This window comes from Paenibacillus sp. FSL K6-4396 (assembly GCF_038002525.1).
Lineage (GTDB): Bacteria > Bacillota > Bacilli > Paenibacillales > Paenibacillaceae > Paenibacillus > Paenibacillus amylolyticus_B.
This window is the reverse complement of record NZ_JBBOCR010000001.1, coordinates 728,482-753,876: the sequence shown is the minus strand read 5'-3', so window position 1 is coordinate 753,876 and position 25,395 is coordinate 728,482. Positions and strand designations below refer to the sequence as shown.

Sequence of the window (25,395 nt, the reverse complement as noted above, 5' to 3'; positions counted from 1 at the left end):
CCTCCCCTTATGTTGGGAAAAGACGTGTACGGAAAGCTCCGACTAGATCTTACTTGAATACTCGAACTCGTTTTTTTATTTCATCTCAAATACAAAGGAGAGCTAGCATGACCAGAAAGACGAAGAGAACCATATGGATTTCTCTTGCCGCCTTCGTGTTGATTATTGGAGGAGCAGCGGCATATTATTTCGGTTCTATTCTCAATCAGTTGGACGGTTTGGCAAAAGACGGTGACGAATCACCATTCGCAGGTATCGAGAATGTGGAGAAAGTAAATACTCCTGACCCACCCAAATGGGAAGGTACAGAAACGGTAAATATTCTCGTTATGGGTGTCGATGCGCGCGGATTGAAAAAAGGTGAAGTTCCCCGCTCCGACAGCATGATGGTTGTATCGCTCGACCCACTTACCAAAAAAATAAATCTGTTCTCCATTCTGCGCGACACTTACGTCAATATTGACGGATATGGCAAGGAACGGATCAACACTGCCATCACCCATGGTCCTAATGCAGCGATGCAAGCTGCCGGCGACCTGCTCGGCATTCCTGTACAGTATTATGTGTATACGGATTTCCAGGGATTCATCAAATTGGTGGATGCCGTTGGCGGTGTTGATTTTGATGTGGAGAAAGACATGCACTATACAAGTAAAGCAGACAATAACGAATACGATATTGATCTCAAAAAAGGATATCAGCATCTGGATGGCGAGACAGCGCTCATGTACGTTCGTTTCCGTCATGATGCAATGTCTGATTTCGCTCGGTCCGAGCGTCAGCGTGAGTTGCTGAAAGCTGTAACAGCGAAAATGCAGTCAACAACTACCATTGCCAAACTGCCTTCCATACTGGAACAGGTTAATCCTTATGTGGATACGAATCTGACACTCTCCGATATGTGGAAGCTGGGTGGCCTCGGTTACCAGAGCAGCATGAACGGCAGTGAGCAGATTCCGCCAATGAACCTGCTGAAAGAAGAACGTACAGCAGGCGGTGCGCAAGTATTGACGGTTACCAATGAAGAGAAATTGAAGCAGCATATTCAGGATATTATTCACCCGCCTGCTACAACGGATGATAGTACGACCAGTACCGAAGATAAAACAGCCAGTGGTGACGATCAAAAGTCAGAACAACCGGCTCAGTAATCTAAACATGCAGAGGGCAGCCATTACGCTGCCCTCTCGTTGTGCCCGGCTATACTATTATGAGAAAATCATCATATCTTTCTGTGGCTTGTTAATTTATCATATTTTGAATTACGAAAGGAAGTTATCTTATGAAACCATCACGTTCCCGTTCCGAACTTCTATACGCAGAAGCACTTGAGCATATTGTAGGAGGTGTTAACAGCCCTTCACGTTCGTTCAAAGCCGTTGGTGGCGGTGCACCTGTATTTATGAAAAAAGCCCAAGGGGCCCACTTCTGGGATGTCGATGACAACCGTTATATTGACTATCTGGCCGCTTACGGTCCGATTGTTACAGGACATGCCCACCCGCATATTACGCAGGCCATTACGGAAGCAGCAGCAAATGGTGTACTGTACGGTACCCCAACAGAGCTTGAGATCAAGCTCGCCAAAATGCTGAAGGAAGCTATTCCTTCCATGGATAAAGTGCGTTTTGTAAACTCCGGTACGGAGGCGGTCATGACTACGATTCGGGTCGCTCGTGCCTACACCAAACGCAACAAGATCGTAAAATTCGCCGGATGTTACCATGGTCACTCCGATCTGGTGCTTGTCGCTGCCGGTTCAGGCCCGTCCACGCTCGGAATTCCTGACAGCGCGGGAGTTCCAGCCAGTATTGCACAAGAAGTCATTACTGTGCCCTACAATGATCTGGAAGCCCTGAAGGATGCTTTGGAGCGCTGGGGTGATGATGTTGCCGCGGTCATGGTTGAACCGATCGTTGGTAACTTTGGTATGGTTATGCCGGAACCTGGCTTCCTGGAAGGCCTCTGTGCCATGACACGGGCTAACGGCTCACTGGTTATCTATGACGAGGTCATTACGGCTTTCCGTTTCCATTACGGTTCTACTCAGACGTATGCCGGACTCGATAACCATGCAGAGATTGAACCGGATCTGACGGCTCTTGGTAAAATTATTGGTGGTGGCCTGCCAATCGGTGCTTACGGCGGACGCAAACACGTTATGGAGCAGGTTGCTCCGCTCGGCCCTGCTTATCAGGCGGGAACGATGGCTGGTAACCCTGCATCCATCTCGGCTGGTATCGCGTGTCTGGAGGTCCTGCAAGGCGCGGGTGTATATGAAGAGATGGAACGTCTTGCTATCGACCTGACAGCGGGTCTGCAAGCTTCTGCTGACCGTCATGGGATTGCACTGACGATCAACCGGATTCGTGGTGCATTCTCCACCCATTTCTGTAATCACCCAGTTACGAACTACGATCATGCCCAAGATACGGACGGGGAACGCTTCGCTTCCTTCTTCCGTCACATGCTGGACAGGGGCATTAACCTCGCTCCATCCAAATATGAGGCCTGGTTCCTGACCACGGCTCATACAGACGAGGATGTTCAGGCTACATTGGAAGCCGCAGAAGCTTCCTTCAAAGCGATGGCTCAGGAATAGATCGGATTATTTCCATCTACAATATAGCGTACAAGCTACATCGTTGATGGATAACAACTCATGGAAAAGGCGTCCAACAAGTGATCAACTTGTGTGGACGCCTTTTGTTATATACAGACAGTGGTGATGTGGCCAATACGACTAGATAGATGCTAAGTGTAACAACTATATGCGTTTTGTTGTAATGGCCTTGCTGTTATAGCTTTGTCTTTATCTCTGCCTGATCTGAAGTTTCAAAATTTCCTCCCGGATCTTCCTCATCCCTTCCTCAATTCGCTGCTTCGGCACATTGGAGATGTTCAAGCGCAGCATCTGATCCTGATGCACCTGATATGTTCCCTCCGGATAATACCGTTCTATCGTATCCACGATGACTCCGCGCTTTTGAAGCCGGGACAGAAGAACACGAAGCGGCATATCACCCGCCAAAGGTAATACGGTATGCTCCCCTCCTGTTCGAGGAGTGTCCATAAACGGAGCAAAGTCTGGATATGAGTCCAGTTGCTCATGCACCGTGTGCATCCGGGCAGCATAGCGGTTACGAATCACTTTCCTGTGATGAGCAAACATTCCACTGTGGACATAGATCTCCAGAGCAGCTTGAGACAGAACGGAAGTGTCGATATCAAGCATTTTTTTGTAAGCCCCAAAAGATTGAATGAGTGGTGAGGGCAGAACAGCTACACCAATGCGCAAGCCTGGAAACAAAATTTTGGAGTAACTCTTCAGATAGATGACCCGACCTTCGGTATCATAGGACCATAGCGGGTCCTGTTTCGTATTGTCCTCCAGATCAGCCAGATAATCGTCCTCTATCAGATAGACATCGTACCGCTGTGCAAGCCGGATCAGTCTCTTCTTGTCAGCAACAGTCAACGATGTGCCAATCGGATTGTGAAAGCGCGGCATGACATAGAAAAACTTGATATCTCCCTCAGCGAACTGACGTTCAAGCGATGCCCAGTCCAGCCCATTCAGGGCACGTCTCACACCGGCAATCGGCACATTTAATCCACTCAGTAGCGAGGGCATATTGTGATAGGTCGGTAGTTCAAGCAATACTTTTCTCTTTCCATTGGGAAAAGGCATTAATGCAAGTACAGCCAGCGCCTGTTGCACACCTGATGTGATAAAGAACTGCTCTGTTCTCGCAAACACCTGATAATCCGCAAACTGCTTCTGCAACAGCAGAATTAGCGAAGGTAATCCCTGATCCGTGCCATACATAAATAACTCTGCCTGCTTCTTCTCCATCGCCAGATCCACACAGTGACGAAAGTCTGCATAAGGGAACACCCTTGGATCAGGGGCAGCCGAAGCGAAGTCCAACGATCCCTGCCAGTCCATATCCTGAGCACCTGTCCCATTCTGTACGGCATAATAACCGGATTGAGGTATGGCGTACACCAAATGCCGCTGTTCCAACCACTCATATGCACGAATTGCTGTACTTACACTGCATTGATATTGTTCTGCTACAACTCGAACTGCTGGCAGTCGAATGCCCTTATCTGCCCACTGGCGACGATCTTGCTGGTGCATCTGTTCCTGAATCCATTGCTTTAACGCTTCGGCAATCACTTCGTATTTTCTCACTGCACCCATCCCTCTCCCACAATTGTACCGTTACAGTTCATCCTTTTATCTATTGTAGCACGATGCACCTGGCAGTATATTGAATAAGGCCAGCACATGCCTCGAACCTGACATTATTCAGGATATTGAAAAATAAAGAGCTATGACTACTGTATTGGAGGAGCATTCATGAACACAACACACACTCGGGGATACGCTTATATCGCAGCTATACTATACGCGGCTATTATAGGTCTATCTTTTCTATTTGTTAAAATGACCGTCACTGTTGCACATCCCATTGATGTGCTTGCCCATCGATTCGCTCTGTCGCTGATCGTTGTCAGCATTCCTGTCATTTTTGGCTGGATTAAAATCCGACTGAGCCTTCGTGATCTGTGGAGAATTATTCCGCTGGGGCTACTATCTCCCGTTTTATTTTTTGCCTTTCAAGCCTTTGGACTTGTATCTTCCAACTCATCGGAAGCCGGAATTATTCAGGCTATGGCTCCTGTATTCACACTCGTTCTCGCTTCAGTCTTCCTGAAAGAACGCACATCCACGATGCAGAAGCTGTTCCTGTTACTGTCTGTCGCTGGAGTGGTCTTTATTTTCATAATGCAAGGAAGTGGCATGTCTATAGGTAACCTGAAGGGTATTGCATTATTGCTACTATCCACGGTCTGTTTTGCAGGGTATGGCGTACTTGCGAGACCATTAACCCAGAAGTATAAACCAATGGAATTAACCTGGGTCACACTGATGGTTGGCTGTATTGTATTTAACGCCGCTTCCCTGATCCGACATGCGTCCAGCGGCTCCATGATGGACTACATCAAACCACTTGGAGATACATCCTATCTGGGTGCGCTCGCTTATCTGGCGATCCTCTCCACCATGATCTCCACCCTGCTTGCGAGCTATGCCCTGACCCATCTGGAGGCTTCCCAAATGAGTGTATTCAGCAATCTGTCCACGCTCATCTCTATTATAGGAGGGGCATGGATTCTGCATGAACCAGTGGGTAGCTACCACTATATTGGTGCATTGTTGATTATCGCTGGTGTGCTTGGCACCAATATGAGCGGTCGCAAACATAGGCTGGTCACTGGAATCAAGTAAGATTCCCCATATTGAGATAACGGGAGTTGGTTCGCCGGTTCAACGAGTTATACGCTCCCATCCTCCCCGAACCTCGCATTTTGATCGGAGAGCGGCCCGGGAAACGATGCTAGAGGTAAGAGAAGCCATGGGTATTCGTTATTTCAACTGACGGTATGAAGCGCCCCAATCACGTTAACACTGCTGAGGACAGTCTATTGGGAAAAGGGGACCCCTCAGCATGAAACGAACACAGCCTTCTTTTTTACAAGCTATGATGTTGATCATGTTGTCCGTTGGCTTGATCAGCCATGTTCTGATTATTCCTGCCCTTTTGGCTGCGGCCAAAAGGGATTCTTGGATTTCCGTCCTGCTATCAGCCGGACCATTTCTGATATTTGCGCTAATGCTCGCCTATGTCTCTCGTTTCCTACAGCATCAAACCCTGCATGATTGGTTAACCTCCCGTCTCGGGAAGCCCATTGGCATGTTATTTCGAGTTGGTAACAGTCTCTTTTTTCTAAGCGTAATCTTTTTCACACTGCATGATACCACGGCATGGGCTAAAACGAACTATCTGACCGAAACGCCCGTGTTGGTAACCAGTATTGCCCTGATGTCTCTCTGTGCCTACGCTGCGTATAAAGGTATTCGCTCGCTGGCCTTTACCGCAGGGTTAGTCCTGCCACTAGTTGTCTTGTTAGGTTTCTATGTTGCTATCGTAAATACCCAATACAAGGACTACAGTCGTCTGTTGCCCGTTCTTGAACATGGATGGCATCCTATTCTTAATGGCATGGTCTACAGTCTTGCAGGCATGTTTGAACTGCTGTTCATCTGGTACATCCAGCCTCATCTCACCAAACGTATACGTGTATGGCAGTATCTGATGCTCGCACTCATTCTTGTAGGACTGACTGTCGGCCCACTCATTGGGGCGATTGTGGAATTCGATCCTTTTGAGGCTGCCAAAATGAGATATCCCGCCTTTGAAGAATGGCGAATTGCCTCTCTGGGCAAATACATTGCCCAGACCGACTTCTTTTCCATCTACCAATGGCTGGCAGGTGCATTCACCCGAATTAGTCTTGCCATGTATATTGTAGTTGAAATATGGAATATTAAGAGCTCTACCAAAAGGCTTATCAGTTGTATCTCGTTGGGTGTCTTCTTTATCCTGACCATGTTGTATCCTATGGATGATATGACCTTCGAAAAGCTTCTGGTCGAATACATATTTCCGTTCAATCTCGTGTATCTGAGCGGACTTGCGATTATCGCGACGACGGTTGCCTTTATCCATTCACGCCATCAAAGGAGGAAACATCATGGAGCATCAAGCGATTGACACCACGTCCCATGAAACACTGCTTGCCTCTTTGAAAGAGCAATTCAATCCATGTGCAGATGTCGTTATTCAGACCTTTCCTGTTAAAGACAAATCTGATCAGCCCGTAATTCTGCTTTATTGTGACGGTCTCGTCGACGGTAAACAAATTAACCAATTTATCATTCCCCGTCTGGAACAGCACTCCCTGATCATTGAGGAATCACATCCCAAAGAACTCGGATTAACATTGAATCCGTTGGATGACCTCAAAGATACTAACAAGCTTAATATGTTGATATTTAGTGGACAACTATTGATCATTTTCGGTAATGGTGTACAGTCCTGCAGTGTAGATATTGCTGATATCCCGGGACGCAGTCCCGAAGAATCAGCCATTGAAACATCAGTTAAAGGCCCGCGCGATGGATTCACCGAAGAACTCACTACCAACGTGGGCCTTATACGCAAACGAATGAAAACATCTTCGATGTGTTATGAGAAATATGTCAAAGGTGGACGTACTCAAACTGCCATTGGACTTCTATATGTAAAAGATATTATTAATCCAGACATTCTAAAAGAAGCACGACACAATCTGGATCAGATTGAGATCGATGGCATTCTGGGAACCTCGATCATGGAGCGGGCTGTCATGGGAGGGGTTCGGAGCATCTTTCCGCTCACGGATAACACTGAACGTCCTGATTTTGTTGTCGATTCCCTGTTAAATGGACGGTTTGCCGTTCTTATTGAAGGCTCTCCTGTAGCGGTCATCGCGCCAACTACACTTTTCAATCAATTGAAATCTCCTGAAGACGAAAGTACACCCTTTTTCATCGTTACTTTCGAACGAATTTTGCGTATATCCGGACTGCTGATTGCCTGTTTCTTCCCAGCCTTCTATATCGGCCTGACCAGTTTCAATGTGGAACAGATCCCACTACCTCTCTTGGCTACAATTGCTGGTACTCGAATGGGCCTGCCCATGCCGGTGACGCTGGAAGCGTTCCTGATGATCTTTATGTTTGAGCTATTCAACGAAGCAGGGCGTAGATTACCACGTGCGTTGGGGCAAACGGTCAGCGTTGTTGGCGGGCTTATTATTGGGGATGCCGCTATTCGTGCAGGGATTACTTCTCCCACCATAATAGTCACGGTTGCGATCTCGGTCATCTCTAGTTATATTCTCGTGAATACTGTGCTAAGCGGGGCTACTGCCCATGTTCGGATCGGGATGTTACTCGTCTCTTCCATTCTTGGATTGTTCGGTTTTATGATCGGACTATTCGCCCTGTTGGTGCATCTCGTATCGTTGGAGTGTTATGGCGTATCCTATCTGTCACCTGTATCTCCTTACATTCCCGGAGACTTCACTCAGGCCGTATCCATGCCACCTTCCATGAAAAGAACCAAGCGCCCAGAAGCACTTCATACACAGGATTCTACCCGCCGGAGGAAACGTCCGTGAAACGATGGGTATCCATAAGCGGCCTTCTTATATGCTGCTTGATCCTGCTAACGGGGTGCTGGGATTCCAAAGAGGTGCAAAGTATAAACTTCATTACGGCGATAGGAATTGATTATGTAGACAACCAGTATATTGCGTATGCCCAACTGATTGACTTCTCCAGTATTGCAAAACAGGAAACACCAACTTCCCGGGAGACAAGGGATATCTGGATTGGACGGGGCGAAGGTACAACACTGAGCATGGCTATTAACGACTTGTATGAAACGTCACAGCAGCAAACGCTCTGGACTCATGTTAAAGCTATTGTTTTATCGAAAAATGCTCTCGACGGGAAGCTGGAGGATATATTTAACACGTTGCTGCATTCAGGTCAACTGAGATATACACCCTGGATTTACGCGACAGAACATAACATTCCGGACGTGCTCTCCCCTTCTGCGCTGCTGAACCAATCCGCCCAGACCATTGAGTTATTTGAGCCCATGAGGCTATACAAACAGCATTCCGGTTACGAACCAATCCGGCTCCATCAGCTTCTTGATGGACTACGGGAGCCAGCTTCCGTTGTTCTTTTACCCTCTGTTTCAACAAGGAACGAGACTTGGTTCAACGGGGATAAAACTCCCCCCCTTGTTAGAATGGATGGATTTTATGTTATTTCCAAAGGAACAAGTCAGGGTAGAGTTGCAGGAGCAGACGCGGACGGTACACGATACGTAAATTATGAGCGCGTACATCAGTACCCACTATACGTATATGGGAATGGTCGAAAGACTCCTGATTTAACCCTGATGCTTCGTGATCCCAAGACTAGAATCAAGGCAAGGAAACAAGGAGATGGCGTCACATTTGATCTGGTTACCTCGGTCAAAAGTTCCATCACCGAAGACCATGGAGCCCCGCGCACGCCTCAGGCCATGGAACAAGAAGCGGAGAAACAAATCGAATCCCAAATCCGAGATACGTTTGAAAAAACCAAGTCACGCATGATTGATTCATACGGTCTTGTGGAACACTTATATCGCCACAACCTTCCCTTATGGAAACAGGAAGTCTACAACCGGGCGGACCCACTCCAACGTTTTAAGCTTGGAAAAGTGGAGGTTCACGTGGATATCCTTAATGCGAGCACGTATAAATACAGCGAATAAATGAAGTAAAAGAAGCCCCGTGCCTGCATTGGATGCAAGGTTACGGGGCTTCTTACCATCTCCAACTGCTGTCGATTGGGGAAGTTATCCTAATGGATACGCCATGACACTCATCAAAGCCAATTCAGGCTGGGTCGTATCCAAACGACTGTACTGGACGATAACGGGGATATTGCTGGAAACCGTAATCGCATAAGGCACGCCCGGCGGAATAGACTGCTCCCCGGATCGTAGCGATGCAGTGCGAATATGCTTCGTCCTTCTCGCTGGCACTTCAGCGACCATACCTTCGAGTGGTTCTCTGTCTTCAAAGTAAATCGTGATGTGCAGCTCCGCATCCGTGGCACTGGTGTTCAGTACACAGATGCTCTCATGACTCTCCAATGTGCCTCGGCTCTCCGGGGGAATGTAACCATCCGGAATGACCCAGTAGGTGTGACCTGTAGCTGCTGAAACATTCTTACGGGCAGATGTGCCTGATTCTGTCTGGTCAGGTGTCATTGAAATACATCCTCCTTTTTTGCGATTGCAATATAGGTTAAAAATCTGGTGGGCTCGCGGGGCAGCCGCTTCGGCGGGCGGATCGGGCTGTGGGCCGCTGTTGGCTCGGGATTTCTTTTGGCTCATTCGCGGGGGCAACTCTTAAAACCCGTGGGCTCGCGGGGCAGCCGCTTCGGCGGGCGGATCGGGCTGTGGGCCGCTGTTGGCTCGGGATTTCTATTCAATTCCCCCCTCAGCAGGGGAAATCCCGCTCCAAAGGCGGACGCTTCGCTCCCTCTACCCGATTCCGCCCTCCTCCGCTGCTACGCTCGCCGGACTGATTTAAAAGATTATTGCCTTCGCTCTTTCGCTGGGCAACTTTTGCTGGCTCGTTACTTCGTTTAACTCGCTTTGCATAAATACGGACGAACAGGACTTAAAATCCTGCGGGAACTTATCCACTAGTGCAATAGAATTAGAACCTTTACAACTGTGATGATTACTCGCCTACCGCAGATACATCTGCAGCGGTTGCAATTGCAACTCGCGGATGGCTTCTGCCACCTGCTGGGCAAGGCGGCGGGCACCGCGTTCCTGAAAATGCGTGTTATCCTCCACGCCTGAGGGGAAGTTCACATACTCGCCTGGCAGCACCCACATAAAGTCGTCCTTAGTGCCTTCAACGCCCGCCCGCTCGAACAGAAGACGGCTGCGCTCAGCCAGATCGATCAGCGGAACATCTTCCTCTTCCGCCAACTCACGCACGGCGATGATATAATCGCCATGGGTATCGGTCAATGTGCCATCATCCGCAAAATAGCGACGATGCACGGGGGTTATGAGCACCGGACGAGCCTTGGCTTCACGGGCAGCATCGATATACTTTTTCAGATATTCCTTATATGTTGTGAATGGGTCGGTCCCACGTTCAGGGTCCGGCTTCTCATCGTTATGTCCAAATTGAATAAACAGAAAATCTTCGGGCTTAATTAGCTCCAGAATGGCCCTGAGCCTGCCTTCATTCATAAAGCTGCGGGAACTGCGCCCTGACTGGGCGTGATTATCTACTGCCACATCATGTTTGAACTGTGCTGGCAATAACTGGCCCCAACCGCAATACGGATATCCACTTTCCGGCTGATCTGTTACGGTTGAATCCCCGGCAAGAAATACGGTCATGGTCTGATTCGCAAGAGTAATCTCCAAAGCATTAATTCTCGGTGCAGGACCGGAGAATGACAGACGAAGTCTGCCGCCGCGAACAACGACCGAGAATCGCATCTCTGCAAATTGCCCGGGAAGTGTACGAATGGTTGGCAGTACAAGCCTGCCCTCACCAGCTTTCACACGGGTCACTGTCTCAGCCAATTCATCACCTGCAACAAGTGAAACTTGATAGGTTCCATCGGGAACATCCACGATGAAGGATGCTTTAAGTGGAATACAGAAGCCCGAACGCAATCGGGCAGACATGGTTGTCTGCCCCGGATGGTTATGATGTTGTTTCGTGGGATCCGACACATCGTCATCACTAATGCGTTGTTTCTCATACACCAGAGATCCTGCTTCGAATCCGTATCCTCCGCGTTCCTCATATGCGGTTGTTGCAGTTACTTTCAGATAATCCCCTGTCTCATCTGCTCTTCCCGAGTCCGGTCCAAAGTTAAACTTCCAGCTGGTCACGGAAACTGCCTGGCCCTCTGCCGCTGCCTCCATGGCAACGGCCTGACTACCTTGAGCTTTATTCAAAAGCGATACCCTCCTTGGTTAACTTTCGTAAACGTTCATTCGGGCGAAGATACGAAGATACAGTAATCTGGCTTATCCTTTCAATCCGCTGGTGCTCATCCCTTGAACAATTTGTTTTTGGAAGATGAAGAACACAGCTACAACCGGAACCAGACTGACGATGGACATCGCGAACATTGCGCCCCAGTTGGAAGCAGATTCGCTATCCAGGAACATTTTCAGCGCCATCGACACGGTGTATTTATCAGGCGAGTTCAGGTACAATACCGGACCGAGCAGATCCTCCCATCTCCAATAGAAGGAGAAGATGGCTGCAGTCGCCAGAGAAGACTTGATCAGCGGCATAATAATCTGAATATACAGTCTGAACTTGTTACACCCATCGATGGTTGCAGCCTCATCCAGCTCCTTCGGAATCGTTCGAATGAACTGTACCATCAGGAAGATGAAAAATGGCATTCCGAAAAATGTAGGTACAACGATTGGCAAGATAGTGTTCAGCCAGCCGAGCTTCGTGAAAATGATGTACTGAGGAACCAATACCACATCATGTGGCAGCATCAGCGTCAACATCATTAAGGAGAACCAGAACGTGCGTCCCTTGAAGTTAAGTCTGGCAAAACCAAAAGCGATCAGCGATGACGATATTACGGCACCGATCGTGGAAATAACCACGATTACAAGTGAGTTGGTGATGTAATCCATAAACGGTCTTCCAGCTGTGCCTTTCCAGCCATCCACATAGTTGCTCCAGATCCACTCCGCAGGAAACAGGGTATCCGCTGTGACAAAAATCGTACGGCTTTCCTTGAATGAACTAAATAGCATCCATAGGACGGGATAGAGCATCAGGAGGGCAAGAGCTGCAACGAACAGGTGATAAATGGGCCATTTTACATTTCTCCAAACCATCGTTACTTCCCTCCTTCAGATTCGTAGAACACCCAGTACTTGGATGTCAGGAACACAGCTACCGTGAGTATACCGATCATGATTAGCATGATCCAGGCCATTGCCGAAGCATAACCCATGTTGTTAAACATAAACGCCTGACGGAACAGATACAGGGAGTACAGCATCGTACCGTCCATTGGACCACCTTCGCCTTTGGAGATAATATAGGCAGGTACAAACGTCATGAATGCACCAATCGTCTGCATAATCATATTGAACAGGACGATCGGGCTAAGTAGTGGCAAGGTGATGCTGAAAAATTTCCGTATAGGGTTCGCGCCATCCACACCTGCTGCCTCGTACATCTCAGTAGGGATATTTTTGAGACCAGCCAGGAAGATCAGCATGGACGAACCAAACTGCCACACAGACAGTGAGATGAGCATAACCAAGGATGCATTCGGGTCACCAAACCAGCTTATAGGCCCAATCCCGATTGCCGTTAGAGCACTGTTGATAACACCCTCATTACTGAAGAGGTTACGCCACATAATGGATACGGCCACACTACCACCGATAATGGATGGCAGGTAATACAACGTCCGGTACGTTCCAATCATACGAGAGCCAGTGTTCAGGACCATCGCTACGAAGAGGGCAAAGATCAATCTTAACGGTACCCCAATGAATACATACAGAAACGTCACTTTAACCGAATTCCAATATTTCGGGTCATCAAAAAACATTTTGGTGTAGTTATCAAGCCCAATCCACCGTGGAGAAGTGAACAAATTATAACTCGTGAACGACATATATAAGGACACAAACATGGGGATGAGTGTGAAGCCCAGGAATCCAATAATAAACGGGCTTATGAACGCATATCCAGTTAAGTTTCTACGTAACGACGAATACTGCCTCAATGGAACGAACCTCCTTCATGGATCAGCTTGCTCCCTCATCCTGGCTTCGGTCATCTGGACGGGGAAAGGCCCTCGCATTTGCGAGTAGCCCCATTCCCGACCATCCCTGAAGTAGGATGAGCAAGCCATCATTCAACTGTTATTTATTGTTCGCAAGAACAGATTCGGCGTTCTTGCGGAATGTCTCTGCTGCTTGTTCAGGTGTAATTTTGCCAAAGTTCAACTCTTCAACCACATCTGCTAGGGAAGAGATTACTTCAGGTGAACCAACCGGTGGCGGAGAACTCATTGGTGAAGCCTTAGGCTCCATGGCTGCTACGAATTCAAAGACTTGTTTCGTGGCGTCACTCAGCTCAGGTGCGATAGCTTCTTTGATTGCTCCGGAGATTGGTACACCACGCTCACCTTTGATCAGTTTGTTGGCTTCCACGTCATTCACCCAGAAATCAATGAATTTAGCCGCTTCTTCCTTCACTTTGGAGTTGGACGTTACACCCCAATACATACTTGGTTGCATATATAGTCCTTTTTCCATATCCGGTCCTGGCATTGGGGCGATTTCGAGCGGACGGTTCGCTACCTGTTGCAAGGCTACGAACTGGTTGGACCACTGCCATACGCCAATTCCTTTTTCCTTCACGAGATCCGATTCCTCAATAATGCCTTTGGTTTGGTTGGCTACATCCGGTGTAGGTGCTGCGCCCTGTTCAATCATGCGGCGCATAAGTCCGAAGAATTCAACAAACAATTGGTCATCATCATAACCAAGACCTGTGCCTTCCGCATTGTATAGCGACAACCCTTTGGTACGTAGGAAGTAATGGAAGAAAATATCCGGAGCTACGCCTCCATCCAGATACAGACCTTTATCTGCGGCTTGTTTACCGAGTGCTTCGTACGACTCCCAAGTCATATTGTCAGGAATTGCATCTGCGCCTGCTTTTTTAAGCAATGCCGGATCATATTGGAAGCCCAGAACGTTAACACCGGCAGGTACACCGTATTGTTTACCGTTAATTACACCTGTGCTGATAACATTCTCGGACACATCGTCCACTTTGATCTGGTTGCCAAGATAAGGCGCTAGATCCTCAAGCTGACCATTTTGTGCATATTGACTGATGTAGGAAATATCCATCTGAACGATGTCAGGCAACTGATTTGCCGCTGCTTGTGGTGCGAGCTTTTTCCAGTAGTCATCAAATGAAGCATATTCCACGTCGATTTTGACATTCGGGTTTTTCGATTTGTACAGGTCGATGACCTTCTGTGTATATTCATGCCTTGCATCCGAGCCCCACCAAGCGATCCGCAGGGTAACTGAGTCATCTCCAGATGCTCCTTCAGTTCCTCCACCTGAGCTACATGCCGCTGTAAACACGAGCAAAGCAGCCATCATCAGGAATATTGCCTTTTTCACCATGCCAATCTCCCCTTTTATGTTGATATGGTTGTGTGAACGAGTTATCCTTTTATTTCTGATAACGCTTTCACAAACTTGTTAATGTCATTTTCGCAAATGTACGACCATAGTTGAATACACAAAACCGTCTAGTTGGTTCAAAAAACAGAGGAGGACAACAGCCTCCTCTCGTCGCTGTTCGTCCTCCTCAGACATGAATTACATGATTGGTAGTCCATTGTTATATGCCGATCCTACGGAATTCCGTAGGTGTCATCCCAGTCCACTTTTTGAACACCTGACTGAAATATTGTGAATTCCCGCCGAATCCGAACAATTCAGCAAGCTCAAATACTTTCACATCCCCGCCTCTGCGAATATGGTCACATGCGCGTTCAATGCGCAGACGATTCACGTAGTTGGAAAAATTCTCGCCTGTGACTTTTTTGAAAATCTTACCCAAATAATCCGGATTCATATACAACATTTGATGAGCAACTCCATTGAGTGAGAGATCCGCCTCTCCATAATGACGATCCACGATATCCATCATCTTCTCCACGGCTGAAGACTGGCGGCTGATATGGTTTTTGTAATAACCGGAAGTTAATCGGGCTGTACTGCTTGCAACAAAAGATTTCAAACCGGATAACGTATCGATATGAGGCAATTCTGCCATACGCTGGGTGAATTCCGTTGCCTCCTCAGGTGGACAAACATGAACCATCGCCGAGTAGAGCTGCACTACATAAGAGCGAGTCACCTCGATTTCCAGCTGCTGACGTGATAGTAGATCAAACAGACGCTCCACCTCTACCGCTGTTTCCTCGGTATTTCCCGATTTGATCAACTGACACAGTTGCTCGGCATCCTGTTCTACATGCAATCCGTCGCATTCTCCCGCCAATACCAGATCATTCTTCGTAATCAGCTTGCCTTCACCGATAAAGAAGCGATGGTTCAGATACTGCAACGCCTCACGAAACAACCGCCGGGACTGAATCATTCGATCTGCTTCACTCAGCGCAGCGGTCACTTCCAATTTATATAGTCTGGTAAATGCAGCCCGAACCTCTTCAATACTTTCTTTCAGTCCAGCCGGATCAGCTGAATCCGCGAGCAGAATGAGGAGTTTACCTTCAATGGTTGTGCTTAACAGGACATGTGGGAGCAGGTCACTGGCAATGTTTTTGATCGCAAATAAGTGGCTGTAATCATGTTCATCTACAATTCGGAACAACAGTAACCGAACTGCGTTCTCTTCAAGCTCCAGATCAAACAGCTCCTGATAATACTCCAGATCAACCGGCCCATAGGTGCGGTTGGTCATGAACTCCAGCAGAAATTGCTCCTTCACATGTGGAAGGACTCGCTGCAATCGCTGTTTCATCTCCCCTGCAACATGCTCCTTCACCTGGGCATCCTGATGTTCCTGCAACAGTTCAGTTAATGCATCATGGATCTGATTCTCGTTACAGGGCTTGAGCAAATAATGCTTCACACCATATTGCATCGCTCTGCGGGCATACTCGAACTCCTTATAGCCGGATAACATAATGAAACGTACACCCGGGTATGCTTCAGATGCTTTCTCTATGAGTCCGAGACCATCCAGACCCGGCATGGAAATATCCGTAATGATAATATCGGGCCTCGACTGTCCAATTTTATCCAATGCTTCGATCCCGTTCCTCGCCGTATCCACCAATTCCGTACCTGCCGCGGCCCAATCGACCACTTGGGAAATCCCCTCCAGAATGACACGTTCATCATCTACGAGCATCACTTTGTACATCGTCATCGTCCTCTCTGATCCAAGGTATGCTGATCGATACTACAGTTCCTGATCCGGGCTTGCTGCTCATCACCATTCCACCTTCATCGCCGAAGGTCAGTCTGATTCGTTCCTGGATGTTAGATAACCCAATGCCCTGTCCTCTTGTCTGAATACGTCCTTCGTGTAGTTGTTCCAGGAATTCCGGTGTCATCCCCGGACCGTCGTCCTCGACTTCAATAATCACCTTATCTCCATCTGCTCTCGCCCGAATACGGATCCGGCAAGGGTCAATGCTTGGTTCAAGTGCATAATGTATGGCGTTCTCCACCAAAGGCTGTAATGTTAACTTCGGTATCCGCGCCGTTCCTACCTCTGGGGCAATTTCCATGTCGAAATCCAGTCTTTCCTCAAAACGAGTGCGCTGAATCGTCACGTAACTGCGGACAATGTCCAGCTCTCTTTCCAGCGTAATCCACTTCTCGGACATATTCACAGAGCTACGCAGCAGGAATCCGAGAGCCTCAACCATTTCCGAGATCTGTCGTTGCTTCTGTACTTTAGCCAGCCAGTTAATCGATTCCAGCGTGTTGTATAGAAAATGTGGATTAATCTGCGCCTGAAGCGCTTTCAACTCAGTCTCACGAATCACCAGTTGCTTGGCATAATTCTCATCAATCAATTCACGTATCCGTTGAAGCATCATCTTGAATGTGCGATGCAGCAGCCCAACCTCATTCTGTGGAGATATCGGAACATTGCCAAGTGCTGCCTCCTCCAACTTATCCAGATCTCCTTTTTCGATATTACGCATCTTTTTGATCAACTGCGCAATTGGATGGGTAATACTGCGAGAGAATCTCGCTCCAATGATAAGCGCCGCCAGAAAAATCATGATGAAGATGACCGTGACCAACTGTTTGACAAACTGGATCTGTTTAAACATCTGGTCAAACGGGGTTGTGTACAAATAGGTCCAATCCGTATAGGAAGAATGAGCACGAGCTACAAAGTGTCTCCCCTGCTCCAACATGGCAATCCCATAGGGCTGGGTGCGCTTCAGTTCAGACTCAATCTCGGCTTCACTGACCGACGATTCTGTTGGATAGATCACTTCTTTTCCATCCGTAATGAGTAATTGGGAGTCCTCAGCCGGTTCTTGCATCTGGTCCTGTACAATTCGGTCGAGCCGTACGCGGATGATCAGTGTGCCGAGCTTTTCGAGCGTAAATGCTCCGCCCGTAAAAGATTTTACCTGTCGGACGGATAAAAGCCTAGCTTGTTTATCCCCGCTGGTATGCCACACATTGGACCCCGAATATCGGTCTCCCAGTGCTACCAGTTCCTTCTGTTTTGTCTCCGAAATTCCTTCCCGGTTCCCTGCGGCCATAACGTTATTATCATTATCGATAAATAGCATAGAATAGACGTATTTCTCAGAACCCGCATAAGCAACCAATCGATTGGTAATTTTCTTGCGCAGACCATTTCTCTCATATCCCGTCTCGGCCTTTTCAAGTTGAAGCAAATATTGTTGGAGCGGCTCGTCTGACATCACCTTGAAGGAGAGATTGGAAACTTCACGTAGTTGATTCTCAATACCTACCGAGGACATATTGAGGACCTGCGAGGATTTCTCATAGATCTGGCGGTCATAGATACTGAACACATATCGGAGTACGGACGCATAAAACGTAAAGCTGATCAACATCAAAAGTCCGATGAGAAGAATCGTTTTGTGATGAATCGGCAGTGTTGTGAAAGCGTTCTTAATTTTGTTCATCCTAAGCGCTCCTTTGGCTTGCGAGGGGTGCCTGTCATCCTATGCATTAGTGGTTTTATTGTAAGTTATTTTCATATTTACACATCCATTGGTCATCTGACAAGATATATTTATGCAACATTTTAGGTCATTAGAGAAGGTATACATCTGTGTCAGCAACTCAAAAAGAACACAAAACAGCCAGAATACCTTGAACAGATCAAGGTATTCTGGCTGTTGAATAACATCATGTTGAAGCATGAAATACAATTTACGGATTAACAAAAACAGTTTTCAGCTTCGCTACATATTGCACATCAAAGCCAAGACCTTCAGCCACCATGGCAAGTGGTACATATGTTTTGGACTCTTTGCCTACCTTATTCAGGAATGCAGGTGTATCCACAGTAACCGATGATCCATTTACCTTCACCGCATTGGCACCAATCTTCACAGCAACCTTTCGGTCTCCATATGTAATGGTTGCGGTTGAAGTTTTGTTATCCCATACCGTAGTAGCGCCAACAGCGTTCACGATATCTTGGATCGCCACAAAGTTTTTGCCGTTACGGATAATCGGTTTGTACGGTGTATTCAATGTTTTGCCACTCACGATAATATTCATTGGTTCACCTGTGGCAGGTGCAGTCAGCTTGGTGTAGTCGCCCCAGATCGTTTTGGCAAATACTTCGGCAATGGCCGCATATCCAAATTGGTTCGGGTGGAAATCACGATCTTTGATCATATGTGTCATCGTGCCTTCACCACCAACAAACTCCTTGGCCACGTGTGCGACTTTGACATCGGTACCCTGAGCAGTGAATTGTGCTGCAATGCCATCAATGGTCTGTGTGAAACCTTGGGATGCCTCCATCAGTTTGGCGTAGAGTGCCTTGCCTGCTACTTCCGGCATCGGTTGATACTGATCAGCGATGACAATTGTAGCTGTCGGATTAATTTCATGGATATCATTAATCGTTGCACTAACATTGGCTGTATATGTTGCGAGTAATTCTTTTACCTTCGCTTGCAGTTCCTGATCACTCAGTTTGTCGGCTGTACCGAGAAGCTCAGATACATCATTTCCCCCAATGGTAATTGCAACCAGATTGGCCTGTGCTACGCTCTCACGGATTGCAGCAGTATTGGCTCCGATCTGTCCCGCTCTTGGATCAGGAAGAGTTGGTTGAATGGCTTCTGAAGTCAGCGTTTTTCCATCCTTAATTGCAGTAGTAAAGTTTTTCAGGCCACTGGTTTTCAATCCGGCGATCCCGTAGTTGTCCACCTGTGTACGTCCATGCAGCAAACCTTGCTCATGCAAACGTTCTACATAACCATAAGGCAATTCTTTTGTGTTGGGCTCATAACCTACCGTTATGGAATCTCCCAATGTGACGATGCGGAACTCCTTCGTTACGGCTACTGCATCTTTCTTCGCTGTCAGCGAAGTCCCGTTTGTACCCGCTGGCAATACACCATTTTTGGTGTCAGCCGCGTGTGCAGGCAATGCAGAAGATGTGAAGAGCAACATTCCTGCCAACATGCTTACCGTTAAACCGGCAGCTGTATTTTCCCATATACGTTTACGCTTCATTCAGGTAACACTCCTTCTCGCAAATCTATAATAACTTACACTAATATATGTGTTCAAAAAGGGCGGTTTTCAGTACCGAGAAGATGGGATGAAGCTAGGCATCCTTCGTAATCAAAAGCGGACTTTTTGAACAACCTCACTAATATATAGTACATCGGTCATTCCAATGACATAGGTTCGTGTTACTCTATTCTATCATTTTAAAGTATGCGTTGTCCTCTCTGCTGAGAACACACATGAAATAACAGACCCCCTAAAGGGGAGCCTGTTACTGGTTAAGCTCAGCTATGACGTTCACTGATTAGTTAAGATTGCGGCTTATTCGAGTCCTCAGAATTTGAATGACCCTTGTCGCTCTCCGGTTTGTTCCCGGCAGCTCGCTCCAGATATCGATCATAACGATCATCCACTTCGCGTGCCATCTTCCGGTACTTTAACGTTTCCTCGACAATCGGATCACGTTCTGTCTGGATTCGCACTTCATATTTGGGAGGAATCAGCTGGCGTTCACGCTGATCGGTGTTGCCGGACTCTTCCATGTCCCCTTCCGTCAGCATATCACTGAGCCGTCGTTCCAGTTCTTTGGATTCATCCATTGTTTTCGCTCCTTTAATTAAAGTCATACATGCGTATTAAAGCATCGATGAGTTGAACTAACTCACTCCAACCCGGTAGCCTTCGCTTCCTTCAACACATCTGTTAATGCATCATGGATTTTGCCATTGCTGGCAACGACATGATTCACAGACAGTTGGTAAGGTGTTCCGATGGTATCGGTCACCTTGCCGCCGGATTCTTCAACCAGCAGCGCACCTGCGGCAATATCCCACGGTTTCAATCCAACTTCGGTGTAGGCGCTGAGGCGTCCTGCGGCAACATATGCCAGATGAAGAGCGGCAGATCCGCCTGCACGCAAGTTACGGACTTGCGGAGCAAGCGCCTGCACAGCGGCCATGTTCAGTGGCAACGCAAAGGTTGTGTCTGCCGGGAATCCAACCGCAATCAGGCTCTGAGCCAGTTCTTGTTCACCAGATACAAGCATCCGGTTTCCGTGAACATATGCCCCTTTCCCTTTTTCCGCAACAAACATTTCATCACGGGAAGGGTCGTAGATCACGCCAACAATGACTTCACCATTGTGAGCCAATGCGATGGACACCGAATAAAACGGGAATCCGTGTACAAAGTTCGTCGTTCCGTCCACAGGATCAACAATCCACAGGAACTCTTCTTCCTCGGCCTCTTTCAGTGCTTTTGCCGAAGCTTCCGGTCCCGGTTCTACGCCTTCTTCACCCAGAATGGCATGGTGGGGAAAATGCGTAAGAATCAGGCGGCGGATCATCTGTTCCGCTCCTTTATCCACTTCGGTCACCAGATCTTGGGGTGAATATTTGGTGCCAAGTTCAGCTACCGTCCCAAGACGGCTTTTGATCCATTCGCCAGCTTTGGAAGCTGCATTAATGGCAACGGCAGTATAGCTTTTGCTTGTCACGACATAAGGTGTCTTTTCCTTCTCATTCAAAGCGTTCACTCTACTTTCTATATCAATCTACGAAAAGTTGAAATACTTGTTAAAAGTATACGCCCCACAGGTCGTAAAGTTTCTCGTTGCCCAGGCCCCTTTTGGCACTACGGATGAATGATGACGGTAGACTCGTCCACCCACTCCACACCCTCTTCGTGATAGAATGCCAGCTTCTGCATCAGTTGTACAAGTGCCTCATCCTTGCGTTTAGCCTCGATCATCACGTCAATCCTTGGGGTATCTGTTGCGATATGACGCAAGAAGTCGAGCACAGGCTCTACCTCTACACCATCGGCGTGACCTCGCAGATCCTTCTCACTCTTTGGACTGGAGACATGGATTTTGGGTGGCAATGGCTGATCAGCCGGTGAATCTGCCTGGGCAAGCGGTGACTGCCAGGTCTTTAGAATATCAGGCCACAGATCCCATGCCTGTTCTCCTTCGTTGTTCACCCAATGGTGATGGATATCCAGTACCATGGGCAATCCCAAGCGCTGGCACACGGCAAGTGTCTCAGGCGCATTGAACGTTTTGTCATCATTTTCGAGTGTGAGCCGCTCCTGAATGTCCCGATCCAGCTTCAAAAAGTTTTCTTCAAAACGAAGCGCCGCCGAAGGCTTGTCCCCGTATGCACCACCAATATGTATATTGTTCTTGGCAGTGGCATTCAGCCCCATGGCATCCAGCATCCGAACATGATGACGAAGATCGCGAATCGAGTTGCGCAGAACTTGCTCGCGGGGGGTACTAAGTACGGTAAAATGATCCGGATGAAAGGACACACGCATATGATTTTCCTTCACAAAATCACCAATGGCAGCAAAGTCCTGCTTCAGTGCCGGGAACGGGTCCCAGTCATTCAGGTCTTCGTGTGTTGCCAGTGGAATCAATTTGGAAGAGAAGCGATATACATGAATATGGCTACCCTTGTTGTGCCTGAGCAAACGTAATGTATTGTGCAGGTTCTCGGCTGCAATCCGTTCGAGCTTGCGGATCGCTGCTTCCCTGTCATCGATTTTGTTAAAACTCGACATGGTCATGGTCCGGGAAGGCGAGGCGTTCTCTATAAGCACGGACATTGCCACGTAACCAAAGCGTACGAGCATGAATCTCTTCCTCTCTATTAGGGCGGAGAACCCGCACGGCATATTCAGCCGTCAGGATGTACCGTCACGTATATAACCAAGTTTTACCCTAAAAGAGTGACCATAATCGTATTCTGGCAAATCCGTCCTTCCGACCCGCACTTACAGTCAACAACTATTCCTGTGCTTGCTCTCCAAAGAACATCTCATCCGCAAGGGCAGTCTGAATGCGTGATTCTTCCTCAGTCAATTTGCGGATGAGTTGCATCTCCACCTCAGTTACCTCTTGCCCCTGGAAGTTGATCTCCGCAATGGAAACCACGATCTTGACGATGGCTACAGCCACGTTATCCGGTGTGTATGCAATCACTTTCTGGCCGGTAGGAAATACCCGGAAGCCCTGTTTGACCATTTTGCCGCGTCCGTATTCAAGCAGTTCGAACAGCTCCTGCTCATTCTTGAACTTGCATACGGAATTGAATTCAGTCTGAAATCCCATGCATATCCCTCCTGATCTTGTGGTCGCAGGCTACGCCTGTACGCCGTTCTCGTAATTCAGTGCCTGCTTACGGTTGTAACGCTCCAGTGCCAGCTCAATCATGCGATCCAGCAATTCGGCATACGATACACCTGTCTCACGCCAAAGAAGTGGATACATGCTGTACGGTGTGAAACCAGGCATGGTGTTGACTTCATTAATAAGCAAAGCGCCGTCATTTTTCCGAATGAAGAAGTCCGCACGTGAAATGCCGTTACCTTCAATCGCACGGAACGCCTGCAAAGCTGCCTCGCGAATGCGATCTGCGGCCTCTGGGTCCAGTGGAGCTGGAATCAGCATCTGTGATTGACCATCAATATACTTGGCTGCATAGTCATAATACTCACCGGAGGATACGATCTCACCTGGAACGGAAGCCATGGGCTCGTCATTGCCGAGGACACTGACTTCAACCTCGCGTGCTTCAACGAACTCCTCAATGACAACCTTCGTATCATACCGAAGTGCGAACTCAACAGCTGTCTTCAATTCATCGCGGTTACGTGCTTTGGAGATGCCTACACTGGAGCCCAGATTGGCCGGTTTGATAAAACAAGGATACCCCAGCTGATCTTCGACCTGTACGATCATTTCGTGCTCAGTCTGCTTCCATTGTGTCGCGTTAAAATACGTAAAGGCACATTGGTCAATGCCAGCCTGTGCAAACAGCTTTTTCATGACCACTTTGTCCATGCCGCCTGCCGAAGCGAGTACACCTGCACCTACATATGGCATATCCGCCATCTCGAACATGCCCTGAATGGTGCCATCCTCTCCAAACGTACCATGCAGCAGAGGGAACATCACATCCAGCGCTTCTGCTCCGCCATACAAACGGCCAAACAGGGCGTTCAGCGCATCCTGCGTTCCACCCGCCAATTGTTCCAGCTTCAGATCTTCAATCTGCGCGAACGGCGCATGCATGACAGGTCCTTTTTTCCATGTCCCCTGCTTGGAGATATAAAAAGGAACCAGTTCATACTTTTCATAATCAAATGCGTTTGTTACAGCAAACGCCGTTTGCAGCGACACCTCATGCTCGCCCGATTTTCCGCCGTACACGACGCCTACTTTTAATTTATCCATACTCATGTGTACCCTCCGATTATCTGTGCCTGATGCTGTCATGTTTGCATGCTCAGCACCCTTGTTATTCTGCTTGCGTTATCTGATCTTATTTTACACGGAACTGAATGTCTGCGTCACCGCATCCCGAAAATCTTTCGTCATCAAAACTCATCTGCAATATGAAAAAGCCGGTATACCGTCCGCTCCGTCCAAGCGTAAGAATCCCGGTAATCCCAAAATCGGTGACGGCTGCTAACCGTATGTGCGTTAACAAGCGGCATACCGCCCGCATCAAACGCGGTCACAACGGTGCTGTGCTGAAATCGTCCATCTCCATCCCAATCGTAGAGAATAACATCGCCGAGCATCAGCTGCTCAGGACGCTCCACTTCTGTCGCGGTCAGACCCCAGCTGCTGCCTGACAAATAACGCTCCAGACTGTTGGAAACTGCCCAACTGTAACTCCACATTTCGGAGCCGTTCACATACCCTTTATACCACCAGCCGGCTTCTCTTCTACCAGTATAGTGGATGGGTGCGCCCCCTGCAAAGAGACATTGGGACACGTAATTGGTACAATCCACATCAAATTCCTCAAATGCCGGATTGCCCGCATTCCACCACCGATCTGCATAGGCAACTGCCAGATCTCTGCGATATGACTGTTGCCGTGAGCTTCTTCCTTGACCCAACACTTCCCGATTCAGCAGCGGCCGATTCATCGCCTGTACAAAATCAGCTTGTTGAAACGGACGTCCTTCCCCAGCAGGGCGACGCTCCGGCACTTCTCGCTCAACCCGTCCAATGATCCATCCACCACTCTGCCTCAGAAAGGTTAACCGCTCCCGCTCAATCCGGTCCTCCCGGTGGGTGATCCCGCTCTTCTCGTAGAACAGTCTGCTGTACAATTGTACATCCACCACCGCTTCTTCCTGACCATCCATAAGCGTGCGCACAAGCTTGGCGCTGGTCTCGCTGCGAAGAGGCACGGCGCGGCGCTTACGATACCATTCGTCCAGCCTTGCCATACGCTCTCCCCGTTCCACCACAAAGTCAGGATCGGTAACGATCCGTTCGCTGGTCTGTGGACGGTAGTCGATCTCACAGCGATTGTACTGGTTCACGTAAGTATATAAGGCACTCTTCCATTCCCGTTCCAAGCCTATGTCCCCCTTTGGCATGAGTTCTGTCTGGAATATTTCATTGCGTATATAAACTCCTACTATTCATATGAAAGGGTCTTCGGTTGTATGTACACGGCTCAGGAGGGAGATTCGAAATTCGGCAAATACAGGTACACAAGATATCTTATTCCTGCTCGCTTCACGAAAACGCCTTCATCGCTCCAAAAGCTTGCTTGATCAGGCAAAA

21 protein-coding genes are annotated in these 25,395 nt (G+C 48.1%); 6 read left to right on the top strand and 15 right to left on the bottom strand.

Annotation, left to right across the window (positions count from 1 at the left end; translation table 11 throughout):
* The first annotated feature begins 107 nt into the window (after positions 1 to 107).
* Both MHB85_RS03525 and MHB85_RS03520 read left to right on the top strand, forming a co-directional pair.
* Positions 108 to 1,151, top strand: coding sequence for an LCP family protein (locus tag MHB85_RS03525; RefSeq protein ID WP_091018703.1), 1,044 nt, complete (start codon positions 108 to 110; stop codon positions 1,149 to 1,151).
* A gap of 131 nt (positions 1,152 to 1,282) precedes the next feature.
* Complete coding sequence (locus tag MHB85_RS03520) at positions 1,283 to 2,602, top strand: glutamate-1-semialdehyde 2,1-aminomutase (protein WP_192136379.1); 1,320 nt, start codon at positions 1,283 to 1,285, stop codon at positions 2,600 to 2,602.
* A gap of 210 nt (positions 2,603 to 2,812) precedes the next feature.
* Here MHB85_RS03520 and MHB85_RS03515 read toward each other — a convergent pair whose 3' ends face one another.
* A complete protein-coding gene (locus tag MHB85_RS03515) occupies positions 2,813 to 4,207 on the bottom strand; it encodes an aminotransferase-like domain-containing protein (protein ID WP_192136378.1) in 1,395 nt (464 codons plus the stop codon).
* Between the two features lie 159 nt (positions 4,208 to 4,366).
* On the opposite strand from MHB85_RS03515, the gene MHB85_RS03510 reads away from it, so the two are divergent.
* The 4 genes from MHB85_RS03510 (at position 4,367) to MHB85_RS03495 (ending at position 9,230) form a co-directional block, all read left to right on the top strand.
* On the top strand, positions 4,367 to 5,299 hold the full coding sequence (locus MHB85_RS03510; protein WP_192136377.1) for a DMT family transporter: 933 nt from the start codon (positions 4,367 to 4,369) through the stop codon (positions 5,297 to 5,299).
* Positions 5,300 to 5,519: 220 nt separating this feature from the next.
* Positions 5,520 to 6,626 carry a GerAB/ArcD/ProY family transporter gene (locus MHB85_RS03505; protein WP_100526774.1) on the top strand — a complete coding sequence of 369 codons (1,107 nt, stop codon included), beginning with the start codon at positions 5,520 to 5,522 and terminating at the stop codon, positions 6,624 to 6,626.
* Positions 6,607 to 8,076 (top strand): spore germination protein, encoded by a 1,470-nt coding sequence (locus MHB85_RS03500; RefSeq protein ID WP_341072390.1) that lies wholly within the window; start codon positions 6,607 to 6,609, stop codon positions 8,074 to 8,076. Before MHB85_RS03505 ends, MHB85_RS03500 begins: the two co-directional genes overlap by 20 nt.
* Positions 8,073 to 9,230: a Ger(x)C family spore germination protein gene (locus MHB85_RS03495; protein ID WP_179198605.1), complete on the top strand. Its 1,158-nt coding sequence runs from the start codon at positions 8,073 to 8,075 to the stop codon at positions 9,228 to 9,230. The genes MHB85_RS03500 and MHB85_RS03495 overlap by 4 nt, the downstream gene beginning before the upstream one ends.
* An 84-nt stretch (positions 9,231 to 9,314) precedes the next feature.
* Here the strand turns inward: MHB85_RS03495 and MHB85_RS03490 are convergent, their stop codons facing one another.
* The 14 genes from MHB85_RS03490 to MHB85_RS03425 all read right to left on the bottom strand — a co-directional run bounded on the left by MHB85_RS03490 (position 9,315) and on the right by MHB85_RS03425 (position 25,205).
* A complete protein-coding gene (locus MHB85_RS03490; protein WP_091018716.1) occupies positions 9,315 to 9,731 on the bottom strand; it encodes a sensory rhodopsin transducer in 417 nt (138 codons plus the stop codon).
* A 486-nt stretch (positions 9,732 to 10,217) separates the two neighbouring features.
* Positions 10,218 to 11,426, bottom strand: coding sequence for a rhamnogalacturonan acetylesterase (locus tag MHB85_RS03485; RefSeq protein ID WP_091018816.1), 1,209 nt, complete (start codon positions 11,424 to 11,426; stop codon positions 10,218 to 10,220).
* Positions 11,427 to 11,531: 105 nt separating this feature from the next.
* Positions 11,532 to 12,371 carry a carbohydrate ABC transporter permease gene (locus MHB85_RS03480; RefSeq protein ID WP_017690747.1) on the bottom strand — a complete coding sequence of 280 codons (840 nt, stop codon included), beginning with the start codon at positions 12,369 to 12,371 and terminating at the stop codon, positions 11,532 to 11,534.
* Positions 12,372 to 12,373: 2 nt separating this feature from the next.
* On the bottom strand, positions 12,374 to 13,276 hold the full coding sequence (locus tag MHB85_RS03475) for a carbohydrate ABC transporter permease (protein ID WP_047841423.1): 903 nt from the start codon (positions 13,274 to 13,276) through the stop codon (positions 12,374 to 12,376).
* Positions 13,277 to 13,415: 139 nt separating this feature from the next.
* Positions 13,416 to 14,699, bottom strand: a complete 1,284-nt coding sequence (locus tag MHB85_RS03470) for an ABC transporter substrate-binding protein (protein WP_091018718.1) — start codon at positions 14,697 to 14,699, stop codon at positions 13,416 to 13,418.
* 220 nt (positions 14,700 to 14,919) lie between these two features.
* Positions 14,920 to 16,473, bottom strand: a complete 1,554-nt coding sequence (locus tag MHB85_RS03465) for a response regulator transcription factor (protein ID WP_091018720.1) — start codon at positions 16,471 to 16,473, stop codon at positions 14,920 to 14,922.
* A complete protein-coding gene (locus MHB85_RS03460) occupies positions 16,448 to 18,235 on the bottom strand; it encodes a cache domain-containing sensor histidine kinase (protein ID WP_341072389.1) in 1,788 nt (595 codons plus the stop codon). The genes MHB85_RS03465 and MHB85_RS03460 overlap by 26 nt, the downstream gene beginning before the upstream one ends.
* Positions 18,236 to 18,485: 250 nt before the next feature.
* Entirely contained in the window at positions 18,486 to 19,808 is a 1,323-nt protein-coding gene (locus tag MHB85_RS03455; protein ID WP_341072388.1) for a stalk domain-containing protein, read from the bottom strand.
* Positions 19,809 to 20,113: 305 nt separating this feature from the next.
* The gene (locus MHB85_RS03450) at positions 20,114 to 20,404 is read right to left on the bottom strand and encodes a hypothetical protein (RefSeq protein WP_341072387.1); all 291 of its coding nucleotides are present in this window, start codon (positions 20,402 to 20,404) and stop codon (positions 20,114 to 20,116) included.
* Between the two features lie 62 nt (positions 20,405 to 20,466).
* On the bottom strand, positions 20,467 to 21,330 hold the full coding sequence (locus tag MHB85_RS03445; protein WP_197997992.1) for an inositol monophosphatase family protein: 864 nt from the start codon (positions 21,328 to 21,330) through the stop codon (positions 20,467 to 20,469).
* Positions 21,331 to 21,437: 107 nt separating this feature from the next.
* A complete protein-coding gene (gene uvsE, locus MHB85_RS03440; protein WP_341072385.1) occupies positions 21,438 to 22,439 on the bottom strand; it encodes a UV DNA damage repair endonuclease UvsE in 1,002 nt (333 codons plus the stop codon).
* Between the two features lie 154 nt (positions 22,440 to 22,593).
* Complete coding sequence (locus MHB85_RS03435) at positions 22,594 to 22,917, bottom strand: hypothetical protein (RefSeq protein WP_036614107.1); 324 nt, start codon at positions 22,915 to 22,917, stop codon at positions 22,594 to 22,596.
* Positions 22,918 to 22,947: 30 nt separating this feature from the next.
* The gene (locus MHB85_RS03430) at positions 22,948 to 24,048 is read right to left on the bottom strand and encodes a D-alanine--D-alanine ligase (RefSeq protein WP_341072384.1); all 1,101 of its coding nucleotides are present in this window, start codon (positions 24,046 to 24,048) and stop codon (positions 22,948 to 22,950) included.
* A 137-nt stretch (positions 24,049 to 24,185) separates the two neighbouring features.
* On the bottom strand, positions 24,186 to 25,205 hold the full coding sequence (locus MHB85_RS03425) for an amidase domain-containing protein (protein ID WP_197997991.1): 1,020 nt from the start codon (positions 25,203 to 25,205) through the stop codon (positions 24,186 to 24,188).
* Positions 25,206 to 25,395 lie beyond the last annotated feature (190 nt).